This window comes from Nonomuraea sp. NPDC050790, assembly GCF_044456745.1.
GTDB lineage: Bacteria > Actinomycetota > Actinomycetes > Streptosporangiales > Streptosporangiaceae > Nonomuraea.
In genome coordinates, this window is sequence record NZ_JBITGF010000008.1 from 25,432 (window position 1) to 52,008 (window position 26,577).

The window sequence follows — 26,577 nt, forward strand, 5'->3', positions numbered from 1 at the left end:
CATGGACTCCATGATCCGGGTCAGGGACGCCCGCGAGCACAACCTGCGCCACGTCGACCTCGACGCCCCGCGCGACGAGATCGTGGTGTTCACCGGGGTGTCGGGCTCGGGCAAGTCGTCGCTGGCCTTCGGCACGGTCTACGCCGAGGCCCAGCGCCGCTACCTGGAGTCCGTGGCCCCCTACGCGCGCCGCCTCATCGAGCAGGCGGGCGCGCCCAAGGTGGGCGACATCACCGGCCTGCCGCCCGCGGTCGCGCTCCAGCAGGCGCGCGGCGGCGGCAGCACCCGCTCCTCGGTCGGCACCGTCACCCACCTGTCGAACGTGCTGCGCATGCTCTTCTCCCGCGCCGGCGACTATCCGCCGGGCGCCGCGTCGCTCGACTCCGACGCCTTCTCCCCCAACACCCAGGCCGGGGCCTGCCCCCACTGCCACGGGCTCGGCACCGTGCAGGAGGTCACCGAGGAGAGCCTGGTCCCCGACCCGTCGCTGAGCGTGCGCGAGGGCGCGATCGCCGCCTGGCCGGGCGCCTGGCAGGGCAAGAACTACCGCGACATCCTGGCCGAGCTGGGCTACGACGTGGACCGCCCGTGGCGGGAGCTGCCCGCCGAGCAGCGCGAGTGGATCCTCATGACCGACGAGCAGCCCGTCGTCACCATCCACCCGGTCCGCGACGCCGCCCGGATCACCCGCCCCTACCAGGGCACCTTCGCCAGCGCCAAGCGGTACGTGCTGCACACCTACGCCACGACCAAGAGCGCCGCGCTGCGGGCCAAGGCGGAGCGGCACCTGGTGTCCTCGCCGTGCCCGGTCTGCGCGGGGCGGCGCCTGCGGCCGGAGGCGCTGGCCGTACGGTTCGGCGGCAGGGACATCACGCAACTGGCCGCGCTGCCGCTCACCGACCTCGCCGAGGCCCTCGCCGCCGACCCCTGCCTGGACGGGGCGCGGGCGCAGGCCGCGCGGGCCCTCACCGAGAACCTGCGCGCCCGCGTCGAGACCATGGCCGAGCTGGGTCTGGGCTACCTGAGCGCCGACCGCACCACGGCCACGCTGTCGGCGGGCGAACTGCAGCGGCTGCGGCTGGCCACGCAGTTGCGCTCGGGCCTGTTCGGCGTGCTGTACGTGCTCGACGAGCCCTCCGCCGGCCTGCACCCCGCCGACACGCGCGCGCTGGTCGCCGCCCTGCGCCGGCTGCGAGAGGCGGGCAACTCGCTGTTCGTGGTGGAACACGACCTCGAGGTGGTACGGCAGGCCGGCTGGATCGTGGACGTCGGCCCCGGACCGGGCGAGCACGGCGGCCGGATCCTGTACTCGGGACCGGTGCCCGGCCTGGCCGAGGTCGGCGCGTCGGTCACCCGGCGCTACCTGTTCGGCCGTCCCCCGGCCCAAAGGACGCCGCGGATGCCGTCGGGCTGGCTGGAACTGCGCGGCGTCACCCTGCACAACCTGCGCGAGGTCGACGCGAGCTTCCCGCTCGGCACGTTCACCGCGGTGACCGGCGTGTCGGGCTCGGGCAAGACGACGCTGGTGACGCACGTGCTCACCGCCGCGGTGGAGGCGCACCTGGAGGGGCGCGAGCCCGCGGTGAAGGCGAGCGGGCTGGAGCAGGTGGCCCGCCTGGTCCGCGTGGACCAGAAGCCGATCGGCCGCACGCCGCGCTCGAACCTGGCGACGTACACGGGGCTGTTCGACGCGGTGCGCAAGATGTTCGCCGCGGCTCCGGCGGCGCGCGAGCGCGGTTACGACGCCGGGCGCTTCTCCTTCAACGTGCCGGGCGGGCGCTGCGAGAACTGCCAGGGCGAGGGCGAGATCTCCATCGAGATGCTGTTCCTGCCGGGGGCCGGCGCGCCGTGCCCGGTCTGCCACGGCCGCCGCTACAACGCCGAGACGCTGGAGGTGCTGGTCGGCGGGCGCTCGATCGCCGACGTGCTGGACCTGACCGTGGACGCGGCCCGCGCCGCGCTGGCCGACCTGCCGGCCGCCGCCCGCAGCCTGGACACGCTGGCCGAGGTGGGCCTCGGCTACCTGCGGCTTGGGCAGCCGGCCACGACGCTGTCGGGCGGCGAGGCGCAGCGGGTGAAGCTGGCCGGCGAGCTGCAGCGCGTGCGCCGCGACCACACCCTGTACGTGCTGGACGAGCCGACCTCCGGCCTGCACCCGGCCGACGTGGACCGGCTGATGGCCCAGCTCGACGGGCTGGTGTCGGCGGGCAACACGGTCGTGCTGGTGGAGCACGACATGGACGTGGTGGCCCGCGCGGACTGGGTCGTCGACCTCGGTCCGGGCGGCGGCGCGGCGGGCGGCCGGGTGGTGGCTTCGGGCCCGCCGCGCTCGGTCGCGGGAGCCGGGGCGAGCGTCACGGGTCCGTTCCTGGCGGCGCGGCTGACCGCTCAGGATGGCGCTGCCGGGCAGGGGTGAACAGCGCCGCCGCGGCGATCGCCAGGCAGCTCACGCCGGCGAAGACGAACACCGGCGTCGAACCGTACCGGCCCGCGCCCCAGGTCAGCGCCGCCGCGCCCAGCGGCCCCAGCGAGTAGTGGATGGTCCAGAACGCCGAGGTGACCCGGCCGAGCAGATGGGCGGGCGTGACCTGCTGGCGCAGCGACAGGCTGCAGATCCCGGCCACGCTCACGCAGGCCAGGTAGAACCCCATGGCGACGCCGATCCCCCACACGGTGCCGATGAACCCGATGGCGGCGACCGCCAGCCCGGCCGCGGCCAGCGCGCCGATCCACGCCGGGCCGAACCCGAGCCGCCCGCGCAGCCTGGTGACCGCCGTCGCCCCGATCATCGTGCCGACCGCCCCGGCGCCCAGAACCACGCCGACGACGGCCTCCGGCTGGCCCAGGTCGTGCTTCAGCCGGAAGATCACGATGTCGGTGAGGCCGAGGGTCAGGAAGATGAAGAACGACAGCAGCACCGTGAGCGCGCGCAGCACCGGCTGACGCCACAGGAACACCGCCCCCGCCACCAGTTCCCGCCACGGCTTCTCGCGTACAGCGGGCGGCTCGTGGCGGGCCAGCCGTACCAGATAGACGCCGATCGCGGACAGAGCGAAGCCGACGGCGTTGATGCCGATCGCCGCGGTGTGCCCGAGCCAGCCGGCCACGACGCCGGCCAGCATGGGGCCGAGGACGCTGGCGGCGGCGGCCGTGGCGTAGAGCTTGCCGTTGGCCTCGGTGACGCGGTCCTCGCCGACCAGGGTGGGCACGGCGGAGACGTAGGCCACCTGGAAGACCATGCCCACGGCGGCGGCCAGCGGCAGGACGGCGTACAGGAGCCAGACCTTGGGGCCGCTCAGCCAGGCCAGCGGGATGGTGGCGTACAGCAGGCAGCGCGCGATGTCGCAGCCGATGAGGAGCTTGCGGCGGTCGAGGCGGTCGACGAGCACGCCGGCGAAGATCCCGGCGACGACGCCGGCGGCGCCGGACAGGCCGGTGAGCAGGCCCATCTGGGCGACGGAGCCGGTGACGCTGAGGATGAGCAGGGGGACGGCGATGATCGCGAAGGAGTCGCCCGCGACCGACAGCGTCTGGGCGCCCCAGAAGACGGTGAAGTCGCGCCGCCGCCACAGGGGGCGCAGGTCCGCCTGGGCGGTCACCTGCCGGTGTCCGGGGCCACCCGCGGCCCGGTCGCGCCGTCGGGTCCGGCGACGGTGTGTTCGCGCATGTGCAACCTTCCCCCTACAGGTCGAGCTGGTACTCGTGCGTGGTGCGGTGGACCCGGTAGCCCAGGCGCTCGTTGACGGCCCGCATGTGGACGTTGTCGTCGGCGATGTCGGTCTCGATCTCGGTGAGGCCGGGGTGGCCGGAGCGCAGCCTGGCCGCCATCGTCGCCTTGAGCCAGAGGCCCAGGCCGCGCCCGCGGTGCGCGGGCACCACCGCGGTGTCGTACTGGGCGGCGCGGCGGGCGTCCCCCGCCCTGATCACGATCTCGGTGTAGCCGGCCATGGTCTCGCCGTGCAGCGCGGCGAGGGTCAGCAGGGTGTCGCCGCGCCCGGCCACGGCCTGGGCCATCTCCCTGACGGCGGCGGCGTCCCACTGGCGGCCGCCGTAGTCCATGTCGCCGGTGGGCATGTCGTTCATGGCGTTCTTGGCCTCGGCGAAGGCGGTGGCCAGGCCGTCGGGGACCGTTCCCGTCCAGAACGCGAGGTCGTAGCCGGGCGGCGCGGCGTCGGCCGCGCGGCAGTCGGCCTGGGCCAGGTCGAGCAGCAGGTGCCGGAGGGTGAGCACGTGCCGGAAGCCGCGGGCCGCGCAGAAGGCGTCGCCGGGGCCGCCCTCGGCCGTGGCGGTGATCATCGCCCGCCGTCCCTCGGATCGTGCGGCCGACACCGCCCGCTCCAGCAGCAGCGACCCTGCGCCCGTACGCCGTCGTTCCGGCCGCACGTGCAGGTCGAGGGCGCTCAGGTGGTCCATGCCCGGCGCCTCGAACAGCCGCAGCGCCGCCACCCCCGCCACCGCCCCGCCGGGCTCCGCCGCCGTCCAGACCGGGCGGCGGCTGTGTAACGGCGTCGCGGTCAGCTCCGCGCGGGTCGGCACCGGCTGCCCGGGAAGGTCGTGCCCCAGCGACGCGGCCACCACCGCGTGCCACTCCTCGGGCGGCGGTGCTCCTCCTTGGATCTTGTACTGCATGCCGACCACCCTAGGCCGCGCCCCGGCCAGGTGACGGCCGCGGGGGCGGGCGGCGCGGATCTGACCGCGGCCAACACAGCGTGAAGCCTCGGCAGAAAGCCCATTGCATAGGAAGGTTTCCTAATTAATACTGCGATCAACGCAGCTCAGAGCCCCCTGGAGGTTTTGTATGCCCCGTCGCGTGCTCGCTATCGCCACGGCCGCGCTGGCCTGTCTCGGCGCACTCGCCGTGTCCACCGCCCCCGCACAGGCCGCGGGCCCGATCGACGTCACGTACAGCCCGCTCTCCCTCGGCGAATACTGCGCCGCCAAGGTCAACGTCCAGTCCACCGTCGGCTTCTACAACGGCTGGCTCGCCTGCTACAAGTGGGCCACCCCCAACCTGGTCTACACCGGCAGCGGCAGCGCCCCCGCCGCCTGCCAGTGGTTCAACCCCACGTACACCTACCTCGGCTACGCGCAGGGCGGCGCCCAGTCGCTGATCTGCAAGTACTCGGTCTAGGAGTAGGCGTACTCAGGACTCCGCGTTGAGGTAGCGACCCGGTGAGGTCCCCACGGTGCGGCGGAAGGCGGCGAGGAACGCGCTGGCCGTCGCATACCCCACCGCCCGCGCCACCGCGGAGACGGGCCGCCCTTCCGCCAGCAGCGGGAGGGCGGCCCGCAGCCGCAGATGCGTGCGCCAGCGCTCGAAGCTCATCCCGGTGTCCTGGACGAACAGCCGGGTGAGCGTGCGCCGGCTCACCCCCGCCGCCCGCGCGTGGGCCTCCAGGCCGCGCGCGTCGGCCGGGTCGGCGATCAGCGCCTCGGCCACCGCGCGCACCCGGTCGTCGCGCGGTCCCGGCACGTCGATGGGCAGGGCGGGCAGCGGCGCCAGCAGGTCGAGCACGACCGCCTCGGCGCGCAGCCGCGGGCCGTCGGCCAGGTCGTCCCGCCCGAGATAGGCGAACAGGTGGGCGAGCAGCCCGTCCACCCCCACCGGCGTGGGCTCGCTCCAGTCCAGCACGCAGCGCTCCGGCGCCAGGTACAGGCCGCACAGCACCGCGTCGCGGGTCGCGCCGGTGCGATGCTCGACCCCGGCGGGTATCCACAGCGCGACGGTCGGCGGCAGCACCCAGTGGGAGTCCTCCACGGCCACCGCGACCACCCCGCGCCGCGTCCAGGCGATCTGGTGATGGGTGTGGGTGTGCGGCGGGATCCACTCTCCCGACGACAGCGGGAAGTGCCCGACGACGATCGCGCCCACGCCGGGCGGCACCTCGGTCCTCATGCCGCCCAGGGTATGTCCTCAACGCGATATCACCTGGCCTCGTCGCGGATTGCGGCCATCCGCGGCCCGCGCCTAGCGTCGTCGGGGTGACCAGAAGAACCTCTGCGCTGGCCGTTCTGTGCGCCGTGCAGTTCATGCTCGTCCTCGACGACACCGTGGTGAACGTCGCCCTTCCCGCCATCCGGGCCGACCTCGGCTTCACCGCCGCCGGGCTGGCCTGGGTGGTCAACGCCTACTTCCTGGCCTTCGGCGGGTTCCTGCTGCTGTCCGGGCGGGCCGCGGACCTGCTGGGCAGGCGGCGCGCGTTTCTGATCGGGGTGGCGGTGTTCGGGCTGGCCAGCCTGCTGTGCGGGCTCGCCCAGGAGCCTTGGCACCTGGTGGCGGCCAGGTTCGCGCAGGGCATGGGCTCCGCGCTGGCCAGCCCGGCGGCGTTGTCGCTGATCACGCTGTCGTTCCCGGGCGAGGGTGAGCGGGCCCGCGCGCTCGGCGTCTGGGGCGCGATCGCCGCACTGGGCGGCACGATGGGGCTGGTGATCTCGGGCGTGCTGACCGACCTGACCTCGTGGCGGTGGATCTTCCTGATCAACCTGCCGGTCGCGGCGGTGGCACTCGTCCTGCTCCCCCGCCTGGTCGGCGAGAGCCGGGCCGCCGGTGGGGCGCGCCTGGACCTCCCGGGCGCGCTGGTCGGCACCGCCGCGGTCCTCAGCCTGGTGTACGGCCTGCTCCAGGCCGAGCACGCGGGCTGGACCTCGGTGGAGGTCCTCGGCCCGCTGCTGCTGGCCGCGCTGCTCACGGCCGCCTTCCTGGCCATCGAGTCCCGTACGGCGCAGCCGCTCGTGCCCCTGTCCTTCCTGGCCGTGCGCATCCGGGCCGTGGCCAACGTCGCGACCCTGCTCTTCTCGGCGGCCTTCTACGCCATGGCGTTCCTGCTGATGATCCAGTTGCAGACGCGGCTCGGTTACGGCCCGCTGGTGGCCGGGCTCGCCTACCTGCCCTACGGAGCCGGGATCCTGGCCGGGATGTGGCTGTCCTCGCGGGCCGTGGCCAGGCTCGGGACACGCCCGGCGCTTCTCGTGGCCCTCTCGATCAGCGCGGCCGGGCTGCTGCTCCTGTCCGGCGTGGCCGCGGGCGACGGCTATCTCGGCGGCGTCCTGCCGGGGATGCTGGTCACCAGCCTCGGGTGCGGCCTGAGCCTGCCCGCGCTGACGACGGCCGCGGTCACCGGCACCACCGCGCAGGACGCGGGCGTGGGGTCCGCGATGCTCACCTCGGTCCAGCAGGTCGGCGGCGCGGTGGGGGTGGCGTCGCTGGTCACGCTGGCGGCGCGGCAGGGCGAGGGCGGTTTCACCCTGGCCCTGACCGCCTGCGCCGCGCTGGTCGCCCTCGCCGCCGTCCTGGTCGCCACCGCCCTGCGCCCCAGCCGGTACGGCCCGCCCGCGAACACCCCCGCCTGAGCCCGTCCAACCCGCTGACTCCCCCGCCCCGACGGCCGCCAACGGTCCAGCCCCGCGAACCCCGACGGGCGCCGTCTGCCGGTCCAGTCCGCTTGACAGCGGCTCGCTCTGGAAAAGGCGGGGTGGTGCCGTTCGGCGCGTGGGTTCGACCGCTGGGCGCGGGCGGTGCGCCACGGGCGGCTTCGGCGGGGGCCTGGTGCGTACAGGTGGCCGGAATCGCACACCGGCCCAGCAAGGGGGATGAGATGTTCGACCTGACCACCTTCGCCCTGCCGGAGACCGTCACGGGGTCCCGGGCTGATCGGGAGCTCGGCCGTGGCATGGTCTCGGCATGGCGCAGGGACGGCATCTTCCAGGTCGCCGCCACCGCGCACCAGCACGCGACGGCGCTGGCGGCGTTCGAGGCGAGCAGGGAGTTCTTCGCGCTGCCGCCGGCGGAGAAGTCAAGCTACGTCACCGACCTGAGCTACAGCGGCTACGTCGCCTCCGGCGAGGAGGTCACCGCGGGCGCGACCGACTACGCCGAGATCTTCACGGTCTGCCCGGACGTGCCGGTCCACGACGACCGGGTCCGCGGGCGCTGGCCGTGCCACGGCCCGGTGCCCTGGCCGGGACCGGCGTACCAGCGGCGGATGGAGGCGCTCACGGCCGTGCTCGGCTCGATCGGGGAGCGGCTGCTGCGGCTGGCCGCCCTGGGTCTCGGGATGGGCGGGCCCGGTGCGCTGACCGCGTACACCGAGGGCGGCTGGCACCATCTGCGGGTGCTGCGCTTCCCGCCGCGCACCGGGCACCACGCGCGCGGCATCGGCGCGCACACCGACTACGGGATGCTGGTGATCGCCGCGCAGGACGAGGTCGGCGGCCTGTACGTGCGCCCGCCCGTCGAGGGCGAGAAGCGGCCGCGCAACTGGCTGGAGGCGGAGAGCACCGCGGGCATGTACGGCAACGAGCCGCCGTGGACGTTCGTCCGGCCGGTGCCGCGGGTGTTCACCGTGTTCCCCGGCGACATCCTGCAGTTCCTGACCGGCGGTTTCGTGCTGTCGACGCCGCACAAGGTGGAGCTGGCCGAGCGGGAGCGGTTCGCGATGGCCTACTTCCACGAGCCGGGCTTCGGCCGTGCCCTGGAGGACCCGTGCGGCGGTCCGCCACTGCACTACGGCACGCACTTCACGAACATGTTCATGCGCTGCTACCCCGAGCGCGCCGCCACCCTGCGCATCCGCCAGGAGGGACGGCTGGAGCGGCTGCGGGAGCCGTACCCGCACTGAGGGACGGTCCGCGCCACGGCGTGCGTCGCGCCCGCGATCAGGGACGGCTTCGCGCCACGGCGTGCGTCGCGCCCGCGATCAAACACGGCTTCGCGCCACGGCGGGAGCCGTAATCGCGCTACGGCGTGAGGACGACCTTTCCGGCGACGGTGCCGGACTCGGCCAGGCGCAAGGCCTCGGCGACGCGGGTGAGCGGGAGCTGGGCGGCGATCCTGGCGGTGATGTCGCCGCGCTGGAAGGCGGCGAAGACCTGGGTGAGGTCGGCGCGCAACCGGGCGCGGAAGCGGCCCCTGGCCAGGGCGTGCCCGGCCCAGGCGTTGTAGAAGTACGCGCGGCGCCCGTTGGGCAGGGCGTTCCACAGCCAGACCCGGCCGAGCAGCTTCAGGACGGGCCACTGCTTGGACCCCTCGTCGTCGCGGGTGGAGGCGCTGCCGTAGGAGACCAGCGTGCCGCCGGGGGCGAGCAGGTGCCACGAGTCGACGATGCCATGACCGCCGACGTGGTCGAAGACGGCGTCCACGCCCCCGGGGGCGAGGGCGCGCACGCGCGCGGGGACGTCGCCGGCGCGGTAGTCGACGGGCTCGACGCCCTGGGCGCGCAGGGCGTCGTGGTGGCGGGCGGCGGCGGTGCCGATGACACGGACCCCGGCCGCCTGGGCGAGCTGGACCAGAACCGAGCCGACGCCGCCGTTGGCGCCGTGCACCAGGATCGCCTGCCCGGCGCGGACGCGGGCCTTGCGGTGGAGCATCTGCCAGGCGGTGATGCCGTTGACGACGAGGGTCTCGGCCTGCGCCGCGCCGATCCCCTCCGGCACCGGCACCACGTCGGCCGCCGCGACCAGCACGTGGCTGGCCCAGCCGCCGACCTTGACCAGCGCGGCGACACGGGTGCCCGCCAGGCCGGGGTCCACGCCCTCGCCGGTGGCCGCGACCGTGCCGACCAGGTCGTATCCGGGTACGAACGGGAACGCCGGCTGGTCGTAGTAGCGGCCACGGCGCATCTGCTGCTCGGCGAAGGAGACACCGGTGGCCTCCATCCGGATCAGCACCTGGCCGGGACCGGGCGCCGGAACCTCACCGCGCCTGATCCGCAGCCCCTCCGGCTCGACCTTGCCCGGCAGGACGACCTCGACGAGTTCCTCGGAGTTCATCACGACCCCCATGGTTAGTGTCTTTCGTGTTTGTTAGAATCTATAACAACACGAAGGAGGTCAAACGTCAACAGGGGTGCTCAGTCCAGGGCGGAGATCTCGATCCCGGTGTGGTCGGCGGGGTCGGCCAGGCAGGGCAGCACGGCGTCTCCCCTGCTCAGGCGCTCGCCCATGGACGAGGTGAGCCGGGCCGTACGCTCGATCTCGTACGCCTGCCCGTTCCGCGGGCTCACGCGCAGCCGCAGCAGCCAGACATAGCGGCCGTTGTGCTTGTTGGAAGTCTGCTCGGCGCCCAGGACCGCCGCCCGGCACGGCAGCGCCGCCGCCCGCTCCTCCGCCGAGAAGCTCCGCAGCGCCACCGACTCCAGGCTCGCGAACGAGATCGCGCCCATGCCCAGCACCGCCGCGCCCAGAAACAGGATGGCCGCGCTGACGTAGGCCCCCACCCGGGTACGCGGCTCGCGCCGCAGCCTGAAGAACAACACCAGGCCGACGATCACCGCGATCACCGCGGCCGTCCCGAACACCGTCGATCCCATCGCCCATCCTCACACCGCAGGCCCGTCCCGAGGCCGCCAGTCGATCAGTCACCGCTTGCACCGCGGCTTCAACCCGCCTGCCGACGAACCTCTTCGCGCCCAGGGCACTCCAACCAGAGGTACGGCAAGCAGACGCCACGGGAAGGACACCATGAAGATGCTCATCGCGGCAGTGGCCGGAGGGGCGATGCTCCTCGCGGGCACGCCCGCCCTCGCCCAGACCGCCAAGCCCACCCTGGGCCCGTACGGCTACGGCAAGGTCAAGCTCGGGATGAGCGCCAAGCGGGCCGGCGCGACCGGGAAGATCACCCTGAAGTGGCGTGACCGGCACAGCGCCTGCTCCGGCTGGGACCTGAAGTCCCACCCGACGGGCAAGGACAGCGTCGGGCTCTACATCTCCAGGAAGCGCGGCGTGGCCGTCATCTTCGCCGGCAAGGGCATGAGGACGCCGGAGGGCATCGGGATCGGCTCCACGATGCGGCAGGTCAGGGCGGCCTATCCGAAGCTGAAGACGCCGCGGGGACTGAACGCGTACGTGCGGGTGCCGGGCAACAACAAGGCGTTCTACACCTTCTTCGCCGACAAGGGCAGGCTCGAACAACTGTCGATCGCCGTGTCCGGGCAGGACTGCGTGAGCTAGCCGGGAAGGGCCCGACCGGGGGGCCGGGCCCTTCGGGTCAGATCCGCTGCCAGAGCGCGGTGGCGCTGGTGGGTTCCCATCCGGCCTGGGCGGTGTGCCCCTGCCTGCACCGGTAGGTGATGCCCTGGTGGACCACCATGGCGCCGGTCGCGTAGGTGGTGCCGGGCGTCCACTGCTGGGGGCCGCCGGTGATGGTCGGGGTCGGGGTGGGCGTCACGGTCGGAGTGACCGTCGGGGTCGGAGTCGGAGTCGGGGTGACGGTGGGCGTGGGGGTGGCGGTCGGGGTCGGGGTGCCGCCGCCGGAGCAGGCGCCGAGGTCGCGCCACACGTCGTTGGTGCCCGGCTGGTTGCCCTGCGTCCACCAGCGCGCCTCGTAGGCACGGCCGCCGAAGGACACGCGCTGGCCGCCGTTGTACACCTTCCCGGCCTCCCACGCCGGGTCGGAACAGGTCCCGCCGGTCGGCGTGACCGTGGGCGTCGGCGACGGGGTGACCACGACGCCGCCGCGGGCCAGGTCCTGGACCACGCCGTAGCTCTTGCCGCCGAAGGTGACGGTGAAGTTGTTGGGGCCGGGCGCGGGCAGGTAGTAGACGTAGTCCATGGTCACCGAGGCGCCGGGGGCGAGCGTCTGCCAGGCCGGCAGCTTCACCGAGACGCGGTGGTAGTCGCCCTTGAGCCCGCCGATGTTGTTGGCCCCGGTGTGCTCACTGCTGATCACCCGCAGCCCGAACCCGGACTGGTCCTTGGCGTTCGGCGGCGAGGAGGTCGAGTAGTCCCACTGGAACTCGGTGCCGCCGGGCAGCGTGAGCGCCGAGTTGTTGGTGATCCTGAGCTTGGGGCTGATCGGGTAGTTGCTGTCGCCGACGGGGAACTGCTCGGCGGCGAAGGCCACGTCGATCTTCTCCGCGGGCAGCGCCGCCTTCGCCCTGGTCGCGGTGTACGGCGCCGCCGTCTTCAGCGTGTCGTGCACCAGCGTGGTCAGCGTGTCGCCCATGAAGTACTCGCTGCCGGTCCACTTGTAGTCGCCGGCCAGCTCCCAGATCATGACGCCGCCCAGGCCCTTGTCCCTGACGTACTCGGCCTTGGCCTTGAGCGACTGCTCGTCCTCGGTGGACAGGAACACCTTCTTGCCGCTGTTCCATAGCCAGGGGGCGACGAGGGTGCCGTCGTAGTTACGGGTGTAGGTGCCGGTGATCCCCTCGGTCACGCCGTACGCGCCGAGGTAGGAGCCGGCGATGCCGCGTTCGAGGTTCTTGGCGTGCCACATCGGGTTGGATCCGGCGCCGACCTCGCGGCCGTTCTCCTTGTCGTGCCACAGGTTGTCGATGCCGGTGGCGCCGTCACCGCAGGAGGTCAGCCCCGTCGGGCAGGTGGAACCGACCGACTTGCCCCACAGGCCGCTGGTTCCGCCGGTGACGTTCTTCCAGCCCCGGGTGTAGTACGGCACGCCGATGTTGATCCGGCCGGGCGGCAGCGCGCCGCGGTAGTAGTGGTAGGACCAGTCGGTGTTGAGGTAGCCGATGCCGCCGTACTGGGAGGTGGTGTAGACGCCCCACTTGGCCAGTTCGGCGTCCTTGCCGTCGTCGTGGAGGGCGGCGTTCGGGCCGACGAACTCGTTCCACGCGCCGTGCAGGTCGTAGGACATGATGTTGAGGAAGTCCAGGTACTGGGCCACCTGGAAGGTCTCCATGCCGCGCAGCAGGTAGCCGGAGGCGGGCACGGCCGCGGTGAGCTGGTAGTACTTGCCGTCCGCCGCCGAGGCCCGGTCGAGCCGGTCGCGCAGCGTCCGCATCAGCGCCGTGTAGCCCTGCACGAGCCTGCCGCGCCGGGCGTTGGCGATCTGCCAGTCGGCCGGGTTGCCCGCGTCCTTCATCGAGGTGGGGTACTCGTAGTCGATGTCCACCCCGTTGAAGCCGTACTTCCTGATGAAGGCGACGGCGGAGTCGGCGAAGGCGTCGATCGCGGCCTGGCTCTCGGTCATCGTGTAGAAGCCGCCGGAGGCCACCCGGTCGCCGTTCGCGTCCAGGTATCCGCCCGTCTCGGCCCATCCGCCCACGCTGATCAGCGTCTTGACGTGCGGGTTGGCCTTCTTGAGCGTGGTCAGCGCGTTGAAGTGCCCCTGGTACGGCAGGGCCGGGTCGTTGCCCGCCAGCGCCATCCCGGTGGCCGCGTTGCCCGGCGAGTCGGCGCCGACCGAGATCTTGTTGTCGGCGCCCACGTGGGCGAAGGCGTAGTTGATGTGCGTGATCTTCGACCAGGGGATGTTCTGGGCGAGGTAGGCGGGCTGGCCGTTGCGCCCGTGGCGCCAGCCGGTGAAGTAGCCGATCACCCGGCGCGGGTGGTCGGCACCCATGGACTCACGGCCCTGCTCGTCGTAGGCGGCGCAGTAGGGGACGCTGACGCCGGGCGTGCGGTAGAGCCCGTCGGGGCGGCACGTTTCGTGATCGACGGCCGCCGCGGCGGTGCCCGCGAGGGTCGCCGCGGCCAGGGCCATCGAGGCCGCCACAGCGGCTAAGGACAGACGCGCTCGGTTACGCATGGTTCGCCATCCAGGGGGTGAAAGTGCGCTCTTGAGCGCGAAGTTAGGGCCTCTCACCAGGCGCGTCAACGCTTTCTTTTAGGAAAGTTTCCAAATAATTAAGGTCCTGGACGGATGGGTCCCCCGGGAGGCGGACTACGCATACCCCACCCCGAAGCTCACACCACCTCGAAGGTGCTCATCATGGCCATGTCCTCGTGTTCCAGGTTGTGGCAGTGCATGACGTACCGGCCGCGGTAGCCGGTGAACCTGGTGATGATCTCCACGGTCTGCGCCTCGCGCAGCTCGACCGTGTCCTTCCAGGCCAGGGGGCCCGCGGGGGGCTCGCCGCCGGCCGACAGCACCTGGAAGGGCGCCAGGTGCAGGTGCACGGGGTGGGAGACGTCGCTGGTCAGGCGCCAGACCTCCACCTGGCCGAGCTTGGGCCTGGCGTCGACGCGGCGCACGTCGAACGGCTTGTCGTTGATCATCCAGCCGGTGTGGCCGTGCAGGCTGCCGCTGGTGAAGGAGAAGTCGCGGGTCACCGCGGCCCGCGCCGGGTCGAGGCGCTCGATCCTTGACAGCGTCTGAGGGATCGCGGAGTCGTCGCGGGCCTCGCGGGCCACGGTGAACCGCATCACCTTCGCCTGCGGGCCTTCCTCGCCGAGCAGGTTGCGCAGCTCGACGTGCTCGCCGACCCGGTACTTGGCGAAGTCCACCACGACGTCGGCCCGCTCGCCCGGCGCCAGCCGTACCTGCTCGACGGGGTGGGGGGCGGCCAGCAGGCCGCCGTCGCTCGCGATCACCACCATCGTGCCGCCGGGCGGCAGGGCGAGCTCGTAGGTGCGGGCGTTGGAGCCGTTGAGCAGGCGCAGCCGGTAGCGGGCGCGGTCGACCGCGAGATCGGGCCACGGGGCGCCGTTGACCAGGATGACGTCGCCCATCAGGCCGCCCATGAACGCCTCGCGGGCGCCGGGGCCGTTGTCACGGGCCGGGTAGGGCATGGTGCCGTCGGTGTGGAAGGCGCGGTCGCAGATCATCAGCGGCACGTCCCGCTCGCCGGAGGGCAGCGGGAGCGCCGCCTCCTCCTCGTCGCCCACCAGGAAGAACCCGGCCAGACCCCGCCAGACCTGCGGGCCGGTGTAGTCCATGCGGTGGTCGTGGTACCAGAGCGTGGCCGCCCGCTGCTCCAGCGGGAAGACGTAGTCGCGCTGGGTGCCCGGCCCCACCAGGTCGGTGGGGAACCCGTCGGACTCCGGCGGGGTGTGCCCGCCGTGCAGATGGGTGACGGTCGGCGCGGCCAGGTTGTTGCGCACCCGCACGACGGTCCGCCGGCCGCTGCGCGCCCGGACGGTGGGGCCGGGGAACTTCCCGTCGTAGCCCCAGATCGGGGTGCGCAGTCCCGGCAAGATCTCCGCCTCGGCCGCGCGCTGGACGAGCTCGTAGTAGTCGGTGGTGCCGTCGCTGCGGTACGGCTTCGCCACCGCCGGCAGCGGCAGCGGCACGGCGAACGGGCGGGGCAGCGGAGCCGTACTGGCGAGGATCTTGGGCAGTGGCGTGCTCCCGGTCAGCGAGCAGCCCGAGGCGCCCAGCGCCGCGACCGCCCCGAGACCGAGCAGCCGCAGCGCCCGCCGCCGTGAGACGTTCACGCCGCCGCCGGGACCGTGCGGCGACTTGCCCAGATCTGTGCCGTCTGCACCAGGCTGCCGCCGAACATCAGCACGCCGAGCGGCACGTGCAGCGTCTTCATGTGGGCCATGCCGAGCGCCATCTGGGCCAGGGTGAGCAGCAGCATGACGACCGCGGGCACGATCATCGCGCGCTGCCGCGCGACCAGGGCGGCGACCAGGTTGACGAGCACGACGGCCACGACGGCGATGGCCGTGACCGAGTGCGCGGCCCGGCCGCCGGGGGACGACAGCAGCATGCCGGCGGTGATCGCCTGGATCAGCAGGACCAGGGTTTGCAGGGTGAGTGTGACACGCAGGAACCTCATGCCCGAGATCCTCGTCCAGCCCCGCCGCCTGGACGTCCCACGAGCGGTGATGCCGTGCCTACTCCCCCGGTACGACGCCCGCGCCGCCCGCTACAGCCAGAGCTGTACCTTCCCCCGAGCCGCGAAACCCAGCCGGTCCGCCGCCCAGGCGCGGGTGCGCCCGGTTCTCCGGGGTGCGTGCGGCCGGTTTCGCGAGGTAGAGCCCGGCCGGGCGGTGGGGGTGACCCGGCCGGGTGTGCGGTGCCCCGGCCGGGCGCTGGGTCCGCCCGGCCGGGCGTTCAGGCGAGCCAGTCGTCGGCGATCTGCCCGCCGACCAGCTCCAGCAGTGCGCCGGCGCGCTCCATCGAGCGCCGGCCGTCCGGTTCGAGCGCGCTGAGCGGGTAGACGCGGTCGAAGCCCATCCGCTCGACCGCCGCGGGAGGCAGCAGCGAGCGCCCGGCCACGGCGACGACCGGCGTGCCCGCGGCGACCGCCCGCGCGGCCACCCCCGCGGGCGCCTTGCCGCGGGCGGTCTGGTGGTCGAGCGAGCCCTCGCCGGTGACCACGAGCTTGGCCGCCGCCAGACGCTCGGGGAAGCCGACGAGGTCGAGCACGAGGTCGATCCCGGAACGCAGCCTCCCGCCCAGGATGGCCAGGCCCGCGTAGCCGACGCCGCCCGCGGCCCCCGCGCCGGGTACGCAGGCGGCGTCGACCCCAGTGGCCGCGGCGACCGCCTCCGACCAGCGGGTCAGCGCGGTCTCCAGGTCGGCCACGTCGCCGGGTGTGGCGCCTTTCTGCGGCCCGTAGACGGCGGCGGCGCCGTACGGGCCGAGCAGGGGGTTGTCGACGTCGATGGCGATGTCGATCTCCACCTCGGCCAGCCGGGGATGCAGCCGCGACAGGTCGAGCCGCTCGATGCGCGACAGCGCCGCGCCGCCGCGCCCGGTGACGCCGGCCAGCCGGGCGCCCAGCGCCTCGGCCAGTCCCGCGCCGCCGTCGGTGCAGGCGCTGCCGCCCAGGCCGAGCACGATCCTGCGGCAGCCGCCGTCCAGCGCGGCCCCGATGACCTGGCCGGTGCCGTAGCTGGTGGCGGTCCTCGGGACGGGCGGGCCGCTCAGGCGGCCGAGCCCGGACACGTCGGCCAGCTCGACCACCGCGACGCCGTCGCGCTCGGCGTAGGAGGTGGCGACCCGCCGCGAGTCGGGCCCCTCGGCGTGGACCGTCACCCGCCGGAACCCGGCCGCCAGCGCCGCCTCCAACGTGCCCTCGCCGCCGTCGGCCACGGGCAGTGCGGCGACCTGGGTGCCGGGCGCGCGCCCGGTGATCCCGGCCGCCAGGTGCGCGCACACCTCACGCGCCGTCAGCGAGCCCTTGAACTTGTCGGGCGCGATCAGCACGGACATCGCCGCTCACCCCCGCGAGAGGATCTCTGCGTCGGCGACCTCCTCGAACTCCGTGATGGCGTCGAGGTCGGCGCCCATCGCGATGTTGGTGACCCGCTCGAGGATCACCTCCACCACGACCGGCACCCGCAGGTCCTCCATGATCTTCAGCGCCTCCTCGAACGCCCCCGCCAGCTCGCCGGGCTCGTGCACGCGGATGGCCTTGCAGCCCAGCCCCTCGACGACCTTGACGTGGTCGACGCCGTAGCCGCCGACCTCGGGCGCGTTGACGTTGTCGAAGGCCAGGCTGACCTGGAAGTCCATGTCGAACGCCCGCTGCGCCTGCCGGATCAGCCCCAGGTAGGAGTTGTTGACCAGCACCTGGAGGTAGGGGATGTTGAACTGCGCGCCGACCGCCAGCTCCTCGATCATGAACTGGAAGTCGTAGTCGCCCGACAGGGCCACCACGGTGGCCTCCGGGTCGGCCACGGCGACGCCCAGCGCGGCGGGCACCGTCCAGCCGAGCGGCCCGGCCTGGCCGCAGTTGATCCAGTGCCGCGGCTTGTAGACGTGCAGGAACTGGCCGCCGGCGATCTGCGACAGGCCGATCGTGGAGACGTAGCGCACGTCCTTGCCGAAGGTGAGGTTCATCTCCTGGTAGACGCGCTGTGGCTTGATCGGGACGTTGTCGAAGTCGGTGCGCCGGTGCAGGGTGCGCTTGCGCTCCTGGCACTCCTTCACCCAGACGCCCCGGTCCGGGGGCAGGGTGGCGCGGGCGGCGTCGACGAGCTGGACCAGCGCGGCGCCGGCGTCGGAGACGACGCCGTAGTCGGGCGCGAAGACCCTGCCGATCTGGGTGGGCTCGATGTCGATGTGCACGAAGGTACGGCCACGCCGGTAGACCTCCAGCCCGCCGGTGTGGCGGTTGGCCCACCGGTTGCCGATGCCGAGGACGAAGTCGCTGGCCAGCAGGGTGGCGTTGCCGTACCTGTGGGCGGTCTGCAGGCCGACCATGCCGGCCATCAGCGGATGGTCGTCGGGGATGCTCCCCCAGCCCATGAGCGTGGGGATGACCGGGACGCCGAGCAGTTCGGCCAGCTCGACCAGCAGGTCGGCGGCGTCGGCGTTGATGACGCCGCCGCCGGCGACGATGACCGGGCGCTCGGCCCGCGCCATCATCGCCAGCACCTTCTCCGCCTGCGCCCTGGTGGCCGCGGGCCGGTGGACGGGCAGCGGCTCGTAGGTGTCGATGTCGAAGTCGATCTCGGTGAGCTGCACGTCGAGCGGCAGGTCGATGAGGACGGGGCCGGGCCGTCCCGAGCGCATGAGATGGAACGCCTGCTGGAAGGCGCCCGGCACCTGGGCACCCTCCATGACGGTGAGCGCCATCTTGGTGAGGGGCGCCGCGATGGCGGCGATGTCGACCGCCTGGAAGTCCTCCTTGTGCAGGCGGGCGACCGGGGCCTGGCCGGTGACGCAGAGGATGGGGATGGAGTCGGCCGCGGCGGAGTACAGGCCGGTGATCATGTCGGTGCCGGCCGGGCCCGAGGTGCCGACGCACACGCCGATGTTGCCGGCGCGGGCGCGGGTGTAGCCCTCGGCCATGTGGGCGGCGCCCTCGACGTGCCTGGCCAGGACGTGTTTGATCCCGCCGTGGGCGCGCATCGCGGAGTAGAAGGGGTTGATGGCCGCGCCGGGCACCCCGAAGGTCTGGGTCGCGTTCTCGCGCTCCAGGATCAGGACCGCGGCGTCGACTGCTCGCATGCGGGTCACGGCGTCTCCTTCTCCACACCCTCGCCGCGGCCGGACAGCCGCTCGACGAGCAGCAGCAGGGCGGTGTGGTCGAGCTGTCCGTGGCCCTGGGCCCGCGCCGCGCCCATGAGCTGGGCCAGGACGGCGCCGACCGGGATGGCCACGCCCGCCTCGCGGGCGGCCGCGGTGACGATGCCGAGGTCCTTGTGGTGCAGGTCGATGCGGAAGCCCGGCTGGAAGGTACGGCCCAGCATGCCCTCGGCCTTGCGCTCCAGGATGCGGTTGCCCGCCAGCCCCGCCGACAGCACCTTGACCGCGGCCTGGGTGTCCACGCCGTACGCCTCCAGGAACACGATCGCCTCGGCGACCAGTTCGATGGTGCCGGCGACGATGAGCTGGTTGGCGGCCTTGACCGTCTGCCCGGATCCGGAGGGCCCGACGTGCACGACGGTGGAGCCGACCGCCTCCAGCAGGGGCCTGGCCGCCTCGACGTCGGCGGACGCGCCGCCGACCATGATGGACAGGCTCGCGTCGATCGCGCCCTGCTCCCCGCCGGAGACGGGCGCGTCCACCGCGCGCAGCCCGGCCTCGGCCGCCTGGGCGGCCATGCGGGCGGCGGCGTCCGGCCTGATGCTGCTGGCGTCGATCCACAGCGCGCCCTCGCGGGCGTGGTCGACGATTTCGGCGGCGACGAGCTCGACGTCGGGGGTGTCGGGCAGCATGGTCACGATGACGTCGGCGTCACGCACGCCTTCGGCCACGCTGCCCGCGCCCCGCCCGCCCAGCTCGATCAGCCGCTCGACCTTCTCCGGCTCCTTGTTGACACCGGTGACGGTGTATCCGGCCTTGACGAGGTTGGCGGCCATGGGGGCGCCCATGATGCCCAGGCCGATGACGGTCACGTTGGTCATGACGATGGCTCCTTCAGCCAGGCGAACGGGTCGCCGTTCTTCGGGGGGAGGTATTCCAGGCCGATCAGGCCGTCGTATCCGCCCTCGGTCAGGAGGGCGAACCAGCGGCCGACGGGCAGGTCGCCGGTGCCGGGCGCGCCTCTGCCGGGCGCATCGGCGATCTGGACGTGGCCGATCCCGGCGAGGTCGCCGGTCAGGAGCTTGTCCACGTCGTCGCCGTTGGCGGCCAGGTGGTAGAGGTCGGCCAGCAGTTTCAGGCCGGGGACCGCGGCGGTCACGGACTGGGCGTCGGCCGCGGTCTTGAGCGGGTAGGCGGGCGCGCCGCTGAGCGCCTCGATCAGGATCGTGCCGTCCACGGCCGCGGCGGCCAGCGCCAGGTTGGCCAGGGCGGTCTCGTCCTGGAGCTCTTCGTCCACGCCTTCGACGCGGTTGCCGTAGAGGGCGTTGAAGTTGCGGCAGCCGAGCCTGCGTCCCAGCTCGGCCACGACCGGCACGTTGTCGCGGAACTCGGCGACCCGGCCGGGGTGCGACAGCACGCCGCGCTCCCCCGCGGGCATGTCGCCCGCGAAGAAGTTGAGCCCGGTCAGCTCCACGCCCGCGTCCTGGACGGCGCCGGCGAAGGCGTCCAGTTCGACCCCCGAGGGCACGGCGGTCTCGAAGGGCCACCAGAACTCCACGGCGTCGAAGCCGGCCGCGCGGGCCGCGCGCGGGCGTTCCAGCAGGGGCAGGTCGGTGAAGAGGATGGAGCAGTTGACGGTGTAGCGCATGTGGCCGCCTCCTATCGGACGGTGTTGCTCAGGACGCCCACGCCCGCGATGTCCACCGTGACCTCGTCGCCGACGGCCAGGGGGCCGACGCCGTCGGGGCTGCCGGTCAGCAGGACGTCTCCGGGGTTGAGGGTGATCCAGCGGGTGACGTAGGCGAGGAGCTCGCCGACGTCGAAGAGCATCTCGGCGGTCGGACAGTCCTGGACGAGCAGGCCGTTGACCCGCGTGCGGATGTGCAGGTCTCCCGGGTCCTCGACGTCGGTCTCGATCCAGGGGCCGAGCGGGCAGAAGGTGTCGGCGCTCTTGGCCCTGACCCACTGCCCGTCGTTGCGCCAGTCGTCGGCGGTGATGTCGTTGGCGCAGGTGTAGCCGAGGACGTAGTCGCGATAGTGCCTTCTGGGCACCTGGTGGGCGGTGCGGCCGATGACGACGGCCAGTTCGCCCTCGTACTCCAGCCTGCGCAGCCCGTGCGGACGCCGTACCTCGGCGCCTGGGCCGGTGACGGCGTTGGCGGCCTTGAGGAAGAGCCGGGGTTTGCGGAGCTTGCCCGGCACGCCGTAGTTGCGGCCCGCGCAGACGATCACGCGGGGGTCGCAGGGCGCCAGCAGTGTCACCTCCTCCAGGTTCGCCACCGGGCCGCTGCCCGGGGTGGCGTGGATGTCGTGGCCCACGAGCACGCCGGTGCGTACCTCGTTCTTGTGGCTGTAGCGCACGAGTCTCATGACAGGTCCACCGCCTCGCGGAGAAGCTCGATCGGGTGCCAGGCCTGGCGGGAGGCGCCGTGGAAGATCTGCTGGCGGCAGGAGACGCCGGTGGCCGCGACGATCGTGTCCTCGGGCTCGGCTGCCAGGGCGGGGAAGAGCCGGTCGGAGCCGACGGTCATGGACAGCTCGTAGTGCTCGGCCTCGAAGCCGAACGAGCCGGCCATGCCGCAGCAGCCGGTGTCGAGCTCGACGACCTCCACTCCGGGGATGAGCCGGAGCATGGCCATCGTGGCGGCGGTGCCGACCTCGGCCTTCTGGTGGCAGTGGCCGTGGAAGACCACCTTCTTGCCCGCCAGCGGGGAGTCGGCGCGCAGCCGTAGTCTGCCCGCGGCGACCGCTTCGGCGAGCAGTTCCTCCACCTGCTTGACCCGGGCGGCGACCGCGTCCACGCGCTCGTCGCCCGCCAGCATCGCCCGGTGCTCGTCGCGCAGGGTGAACAGGCAGGACGGCTCGCAGCCGACGATCGGCCCCTCGGTGTCCGACAGCGCCGCGACCAGCGCGCCGGCCTGCGCCTTGGCCTGGTCGAGCAGGCCCTTGGACAGGCTGGAGCGGCCGCAGCAGCCGGTGGAGGCCAGCTCGACCGTCCAGCCCGCGTGCTCCAGCAGTTCGATCGCCGCTCTGCCGATGTGCGGCTCGGTGTAGGTCGTGAAGGAGTCGGCCAGGAACGTCAGCGTCTCGCGGCCCTCGGCCGCCCGGTGGCCCTTGTGCCAGCGGATGAGGTTGCCGCGCTCGAAGCGTGGCAGCGGCCGCGCGGCGGTGATGCCGACCGTGCGCTCCAGCAGCCGGCGTACGAGCGGGAGCCGGGTGGGCAGGTTGGACAGCGGCGCGGTGGCCGAGCCGAGCCGGTTGAGCGAGCGGATGGCGCCGAACACGCGCGAGCGCAGGGGCACCCCGTGCTGGTCATGGTGGTGCGACAGCGCCTCGGCCTTGAGCGTGGACATGTCCACGCTCATCGGGCACTCGCTCTTGCACGCCTTGCACATCAGGCACAGGTCGAGGATCTCGTGCAGCCGCTCGTCGCCGAAGGCCGCCTTGGGGTCGGCCTCCGACAGGGCCTTGACCAGGGCGTTGGCCCGGCCCCTGGTGGAGTGCTCCTCCTGGCGGGTGGCGATGTAGGACGGGCACATGACGCCGGGGCCGCTCTTGCGGCACAGCCCGATGTTCATGCACCGGTCCGCGGCGCCGCGCATGCCGCCGACCACCTCGAACGACAGCCGGGTGCGCAGGGGTCCGGCCGGTGGCAGGGCCGCGTCGCGCAGGTTGTCGGTCATCGGCGGCGCGTCCACGATCTTGCCCGGGTTCAGGACGCCGTCCGGGTCGAACAGGCGCTTGACCGAGCGCATCGCCTCGTACAGCTCGGGGCCGAAGATCTCCCGGTTGAACTCGCTGCGGGCCAGGCCGTCGCCGTGTTCGCTGGAGTTGACGCCGCCGTACTCGGCGACCAGGTCCTTGATCTCCACGGCCACCGCCCGCATGGTCGTCACCTGGTCGGGGTCGGCCAGGTCGACGAAGGGGCGGATGTGCAGGCAGCCGACCGAGCAGTGGCCGTAGAAGCCGGCCGTCAGCCCGTGCCGGTCGAGCACCCCGCGGAAGCGGTCGGTGTACTCGGCCAGGTGCTTGGGGTCGACGGCGGTGTCCTCGACGAAGGCCAGCGGCCGGCGGGTGCCCTCGCCGGCCGCCATGAGCAGGCCGAGGCTCGACTTGCGCACCTTCAGCAGCGCCGTCTGCTCGGCGGGGGTGACCGCGAGCAGGGTGTGGTAGCCGTGGCCGTTGCGCTGCCACAGGCGGCTGACCTCGTCGAGCTTGGTGGTCAGCTCGTCGCGGTCGTCGCCGCTGAAGGAGACGAACAGCAGGGCCGCCGGGTCGCCCTTGAGGATGTCGCCGAGGCCGGCGTACTCGATCTTCTGCCTGGACAGGTCGAGGATCGTCTTGTCCATCAGCTCGACCTGGGCGGGCTCGCACGACAGCGCGTCCTCGGTGGCGGCGATGGCGCCGGCCGTGCTGGCGAAGTGGCCCACGGCGTAGACGGTGTGGCGGGGTTTGGGCACCAGGTCGACGAGCGCGTGGGTCGCCACGACCAGCGTGCCCTCGGCGCCGACCACGAACTTCGCCAGGTCGAACTCCCCCGGCGCGGCCAGCCGGTCCAGCCGGTACCCGCAGGCCCGCCGCCAGAACGGCGGGAAGCCGGTGGCGATCGCCTCGGCGTTGTCGCGCACGAGTCCGGGCAGCTCGCGGTAGAGCGCGCCCTCCAGGGTGGGCTCGGCGGCGCGGCGGGCCCGCTCCTGCTCGCTCACCGGCTCCAGCCGCGCGGTCGAGCCGTCGGCCAGCACCACGTCCAGGGCTCTGACGTGGTCGATGGTCATGCCGAAGGTGAGCGAGCCGCTGCCGGCGGAGTTGTTGCCGATCATGCCGCCGATGGTGGCGCGGTTGCTGGTGGAGGTGTCGGGCCCGAACATCAGCCCGTACGGCGCGGCCGCCTGGTTGAGCTGGTCCTGCACCACCCCCACCTCGACCAGCGCGGTGCGCGCCCTGGGGTCGAGATCGACGATCTTGTTCATGTGCCGGGAGAAGTCGAGGACCAGGCCGGGCCCGACCGTCTGGCCGGCGAGGCTCGTGCCGGCGCCGCGTGGCACCACCGGCACGCCCGCCTGCCCGGCCGCCCTGACCGCCTCGGCAACGTCGCCGGCGTGCCGGGGGAAGACCACGCCGAGCGGCATGATCGAGTACATGCTCGCGTCGCGGGAGAACAGGTGGCGGGTGTAGTCGTCGAAGGCCACCTCGCCCTCGACGGCCGCGCTGAGCGTGCGCCGCAGGTCGCCGGTCTCCGGGAGGACGGCCGTCATGGCGTCTGCAGGCGCTCGAGCGCGGCCTGCAGGCCACGCGGGTCGACGGGCACCCCGGCCAGAGTGAGCCCCATCTGCACGCCGGCCAGCGTTCCGGCGAGCGTCAGGTCGTTGAAGTCCCCCAGGTGGCCGATGCGGAAGACCCGGCCGGCCAGCCTGCCGAGGCCGGAGCCCAGCGACATGTCGTAGCGGTCGAGGATGATCGCCCTGATCTTGTCGGCGTCGTAGCCGTCGGGCACGATCACCGCCGTCAGCGCCGCGGAGTGCTCGCGCTCGTCGGCGCACAGCACCTCGAGCCCCCATCCCCGTACGGCCGCGCGGGTCGCCTCAGCGTGCCGGATGTGCCGTTCGAAGACGGCGTCCAGCCCTTCCTCGTAGAGCAGCCGGAGAGCCTCGCGCAGGCCGTACAGGAGGTTGGTCGCGGGGGTGTAGGGGAAGAAGCCGCGCTCGTTGGCGGCCAGGATCGGCGCCCAGTCCCAGAACGACTTGGCCAGGCCCGCGGTGCGCGAGGCGCGCAGGGCCTTCTCGCTGACGGCGTTGAAGCTCAGGCCGGGCGGGAGCATGAGCCCCTTCTGCGAGCCCGCGACGGTCACGTCCACGCCCCACTCGTCGTGGCGGTAGTCGATCGAGCCGAGCGAGGAGATGGTGTCCACCAGCAGCAGCGCGGGGTGGCCGGCGGCGTCGATCGCGGCGCGGATCTCGGGCACGCGGCTGGTGACGCCGGTGGAGGTCTCGTTGTGGACCACGCAGACGGCCTTGATCGTGTGGCCGGTGTCGGCGGACAGGTGTTCCCGGACCGCGTCGGGGTCGGCGCCCCTGCGCCAGTCGCCGGGCACGAACGCGACCTCCAGCCCGAGCTTGCCCGCCATCTCCTGCCAGAGAGTGGCGAAGTGGCCGGTCTCGAAGCACAGGACCTTGTCGCCCGGGCTCAACGTGTTGACCAGGGCCGCCTCCCACGCCCCGGTGCCGGAGGCCGGATAGATGACGACCGGGCCTTCGGTGCCGAACACCGGCCTGATGTCGCGCAGCACCTCCAGGCCGAGGGCGGCGAACTCGGGGCCCCGGTGGTCGATGGTCGGCGCCGACATGGCCCTGAGCACGCTGTCGGGCACGTTCGTGGGGCCGGGGATCTGCAGGAAGTGCCTGCTCATGAGGACCTCGCTCGAAATATCCACGATGCGGAAAAGTTATCTCGCTATACGGAAGATATGCCCTTCCGAGTGAGATGAAAAGTCTTGACCTGGAATGTGAGCCAGGTCATACTCTCGCTAAGCGGAAACATTTTTCCGCATCATGGAAAAACTGCTGGAGTCCGCATGTCGGTTCAGATCATCACGATCATCGTTCTAGCCGTCGTCTTCCTGATCGCCACCGTGTTGCCCGTCCATATGGGGGCGCTGGCGTTCGTCGCCGCGTTCCTGGTCGGCGCACTCGTCCTCGGCGAGTCGAAGGACGACATCGTCGGCGGGTTCCCCGGCGACCTGTTCGTCATCCTCGTCGGGGTCACCTACCTGTTCGCCATGGCCAAGGCCAACGGGACGGTCGACTGGCTCGTCCAGGCCGCGGTACGCCTGGTACGCGGCCGCATCGCCCTCATCCCCTGGATGATGTTCCTGGTCACCGCGGCGCTGACCGCCGTCGGCGCGGTCGTGCCCGCCGCGGTGGCGATCATCGCCCCGGTCGGCATGGGCTTCGCCCTGCGCTACCGGATCAACCCGATGCTCATGGGACTGCTCATCATCAACGGGGCCAGCGCCGGCGGCTTCTCGCCCATGAGCATCTTCGGCAGCATCGTCAACGGCGTCGTCACCCGCAACAACCTGCCCGGCAACCCGGCGATGCTGTTCTTCAGCTCCTTCGCCTTCAACGTGGCGCTGTCGGTGCTGGTCTTCCTCATGTTCGGCGGCAAGGAACTGCTGCGCCGGGGCCGCGAGGAGGAGTCCGCGCCTGAAGGCGGCGTGACCGTCGGCGCTGGAGGCGTGGGTGGCGGTGCTGGAGGCGTGGGTGGCGGTGGTGGCGGCGTCGCCACGGCGGTGGCCGTCACGCGGCTCAACAAGGAGCGTGTGCTCACCATCAGCGGGCTCGCCGTACTGGCCGGAGGCGCGTTGCTGTTCGGCCTCGACGTCGGTTTCACCGCCATCACCGTCGCCGTCGTGCTCTCGCTGGTCTCCCCCAAGGGCGCCAAGGACGCCGTCGGCCAGATCGCCTGGCCCACCGTGCTGCTCATCTGCGGGATCGTCACCTACGTCAGCCTCATGGAACGCATCGGGACCATCGACTTCCTCGGCGAGAAGGTCGCCACGATCGGCATCCCCCTGCTGGCCGGCCTGCTCATCTGCCTCATCGGCGCGGCCGTCTCCGCCTTCGCCTCCACCACGGGCATCCTGGGGGCGTTGATCCCGCTGGCGGTGCCGTTCCTGCTGACCGGGGAGATCGGCGCGGTCGCGCTGGTCGTGGCGCTGTCGGTGTCGTCGTCGGTGGTGGACTCCTCGCCCTTCTCCACCAGCGGCGCACTCGTGGTCGCCAACTCGCAGGACAGCGAGCGCGACTACGTCTTCCGCGGCCTCATGCGCTGGGGTTTCAGCATGATCGTCGTGGCCCCGCTGCTCACGTGGCTGATCTTCATCGCGCCCAACTGGTCATGACGCGTGGTGGCGCTGCCGAGGATGTACTCTTCCGTATGGTAGAAAACGCCACCTGCCTCCGGAGACTGTGGAC

The 26,577-nt window shown here is 72.5% G+C and carries 21 protein-coding genes; 6 read left to right on the plus strand and 15 right to left on the minus strand.

Annotated elements, in window-relative coordinates; genetic code table 11:
- Position 1: 1 nt before the first annotated feature.
- Positions 2-2,416: an excinuclease ABC subunit UvrA gene (gene uvrA, locus ACIBEJ_RS36365; RefSeq protein ID WP_397187465.1), complete on the plus strand. Its 2,415-nt coding sequence runs from the start codon at positions 2-4 to the stop codon at positions 2,414-2,416.
- On the opposite strand, the gene ACIBEJ_RS36370 is transcribed toward uvrA, so the two are convergent.
- The gene (locus ACIBEJ_RS36370; RefSeq protein WP_397187466.1) at positions 2,355-3,599 is read right to left on the minus strand and encodes an MFS transporter; all 1,245 of its coding nucleotides are present in this window, start codon (positions 3,597-3,599) and stop codon (positions 2,355-2,357) included. The two genes, uvrA and ACIBEJ_RS36370, sit on opposite strands and share 62 nt — an antisense overlap.
- Before the next feature lie 82 nt (positions 3,600-3,681).
- Positions 3,682-4,629 (minus strand): GNAT family N-acetyltransferase, encoded by a 948-nt coding sequence (locus ACIBEJ_RS36375; RefSeq protein ID WP_397187467.1) that lies wholly within the window; start codon positions 4,627-4,629, stop codon positions 3,682-3,684.
- 181 nt (positions 4,630-4,810) lie between these two features.
- On the opposite strand from ACIBEJ_RS36375, the gene ACIBEJ_RS36380 reads away from it, so the two are divergent.
- Positions 4,811-5,131 carry a hypothetical protein gene (locus ACIBEJ_RS36380; RefSeq protein WP_397187468.1) on the plus strand — a complete coding sequence of 107 codons (321 nt, stop codon included), beginning with the start codon at positions 4,811-4,813 and terminating at the stop codon, positions 5,129-5,131.
- 12 nt (positions 5,132-5,143) lie between these two features.
- On the opposite strand, the gene ACIBEJ_RS36385 is transcribed toward ACIBEJ_RS36380, so the two are convergent.
- Complete coding sequence (locus tag ACIBEJ_RS36385) at positions 5,144-5,896, minus strand: AraC family transcriptional regulator (RefSeq protein WP_397187469.1); 753 nt, start codon at positions 5,894-5,896, stop codon at positions 5,144-5,146.
- 86 nt (positions 5,897-5,982) lie between these two features.
- Here ACIBEJ_RS36385 and ACIBEJ_RS36390 point away from each other — a divergent pair, with 86 nt between their 5' ends.
- The gene (locus tag ACIBEJ_RS36390; protein ID WP_397187470.1) at positions 5,983-7,350 is read left to right on the plus strand and encodes an MFS transporter; all 1,368 of its coding nucleotides are present in this window, start codon (positions 5,983-5,985) and stop codon (positions 7,348-7,350) included.
- A 245-nt stretch (positions 7,351-7,595) separates the two neighbouring features.
- Positions 7,596-8,618, plus strand: a complete 1,023-nt coding sequence (locus ACIBEJ_RS36395) for a 2-oxoglutarate and iron-dependent oxygenase domain-containing protein (protein ID WP_397187471.1) — start codon at positions 7,596-7,598, stop codon at positions 8,616-8,618.
- Between the two features lie 118 nt (positions 8,619-8,736).
- Here ACIBEJ_RS36395 and ACIBEJ_RS36400 read toward each other — a convergent pair whose 3' ends face one another.
- Together ACIBEJ_RS36400 and ACIBEJ_RS36405 are read right to left on the minus strand one after the other, a co-directional pair.
- Entirely contained in the window at positions 8,737-9,768 is a 1,032-nt protein-coding gene (locus ACIBEJ_RS36400) for a medium chain dehydrogenase/reductase family protein (RefSeq protein WP_397187893.1), read from the minus strand.
- Positions 9,769-9,848: 80 nt separating this feature from the next.
- Entirely contained in the window at positions 9,849-10,307 is a 459-nt protein-coding gene (locus ACIBEJ_RS36405) for a hypothetical protein (protein WP_397187472.1), read from the minus strand.
- A 151-nt stretch (positions 10,308-10,458) separates the two neighbouring features.
- Here ACIBEJ_RS36405 and ACIBEJ_RS36410 point away from each other — a divergent pair, with 151 nt between their 5' ends.
- Complete coding sequence (locus ACIBEJ_RS36410; RefSeq protein ID WP_397187473.1) at positions 10,459-10,947, plus strand: hypothetical protein; 489 nt, start codon at positions 10,459-10,461, stop codon at positions 10,945-10,947.
- Between the two features lie 37 nt (positions 10,948-10,984).
- Here ACIBEJ_RS36410 and ACIBEJ_RS36415 read toward each other — a convergent pair whose 3' ends face one another.
- The 10 genes from ACIBEJ_RS36415 to ACIBEJ_RS36460 all read right to left on the minus strand — a co-directional run bounded on the left by ACIBEJ_RS36415 (position 10,985) and on the right by ACIBEJ_RS36460 (position 25,010).
- Positions 10,985-13,453 carry a chitinase C-terminal domain-containing protein gene (locus ACIBEJ_RS36415; RefSeq protein ID WP_397187474.1) on the minus strand — a complete coding sequence of 823 codons (2,469 nt, stop codon included), beginning with the start codon at positions 13,451-13,453 and terminating at the stop codon, positions 10,985-10,987.
- 191 nt (positions 13,454-13,644) lie between these two features.
- Complete coding sequence (locus ACIBEJ_RS36420) at positions 13,645-15,114, minus strand: multicopper oxidase family protein (RefSeq protein ID WP_397187475.1); 1,470 nt, start codon at positions 15,112-15,114, stop codon at positions 13,645-13,647.
- Positions 15,111-15,461, minus strand: a complete 351-nt coding sequence (locus ACIBEJ_RS36425) for a hypothetical protein (protein WP_397187476.1) — start codon at positions 15,459-15,461, stop codon at positions 15,111-15,113. Before ACIBEJ_RS36425 ends, ACIBEJ_RS36420 begins: the two co-directional genes overlap by 4 nt.
- A gap of 278 nt (positions 15,462-15,739) precedes the next feature.
- Positions 15,740-16,843 (minus strand): glycerate kinase, encoded by a 1,104-nt coding sequence (locus ACIBEJ_RS36430; RefSeq protein WP_397187477.1) that lies wholly within the window; start codon positions 16,841-16,843, stop codon positions 15,740-15,742.
- A 6-nt stretch (positions 16,844-16,849) separates the two neighbouring features.
- On the minus strand, positions 16,850-18,595 hold the full coding sequence (gene gcl, locus ACIBEJ_RS36435; protein WP_397187478.1) for a glyoxylate carboligase: 1,746 nt from the start codon (positions 18,593-18,595) through the stop codon (positions 16,850-16,852).
- On the minus strand, positions 18,592-19,485 hold the full coding sequence (locus tag ACIBEJ_RS36440; RefSeq protein ID WP_397187479.1) for a 2-hydroxy-3-oxopropionate reductase: 894 nt from the start codon (positions 19,483-19,485) through the stop codon (positions 18,592-18,594). The genes gcl and ACIBEJ_RS36440 overlap by 4 nt, the downstream gene beginning before the upstream one ends.
- On the minus strand, positions 19,482-20,252 hold the full coding sequence (locus tag ACIBEJ_RS36445) for a hydroxypyruvate isomerase family protein (RefSeq protein WP_397187480.1): 771 nt from the start codon (positions 20,250-20,252) through the stop codon (positions 19,482-19,484). The genes ACIBEJ_RS36440 and ACIBEJ_RS36445 overlap by 4 nt, the downstream gene beginning before the upstream one ends.
- Positions 20,253-20,263: 11 nt before the next feature.
- Complete coding sequence (locus ACIBEJ_RS36450; protein WP_397187481.1) at positions 20,264-20,974, minus strand: fumarylacetoacetate hydrolase family protein; 711 nt, start codon at positions 20,972-20,974, stop codon at positions 20,264-20,266.
- Positions 20,971-23,859 carry an FAD-binding and (Fe-S)-binding domain-containing protein gene (locus ACIBEJ_RS36455; protein ID WP_397187482.1) on the minus strand — a complete coding sequence of 963 codons (2,889 nt, stop codon included), beginning with the start codon at positions 23,857-23,859 and terminating at the stop codon, positions 20,971-20,973. The genes ACIBEJ_RS36450 and ACIBEJ_RS36455 overlap by 4 nt, the downstream gene beginning before the upstream one ends.
- Complete coding sequence (locus tag ACIBEJ_RS36460; protein WP_397187483.1) at positions 23,856-25,010, minus strand: pyridoxal-phosphate-dependent aminotransferase family protein; 1,155 nt, start codon at positions 25,008-25,010, stop codon at positions 23,856-23,858. The genes ACIBEJ_RS36455 and ACIBEJ_RS36460 overlap by 4 nt, the downstream gene beginning before the upstream one ends.
- A gap of 165 nt (positions 25,011-25,175) precedes the next feature.
- Between ACIBEJ_RS36460 and ACIBEJ_RS36465 the strand changes: the two genes are divergently transcribed.
- Entirely contained in the window at positions 25,176-26,504 is a 1,329-nt protein-coding gene (locus ACIBEJ_RS36465; protein ID WP_397187484.1) for an SLC13 family permease, read from the plus strand.
- Positions 26,505-26,577: the final 73 nt, after the last annotated feature.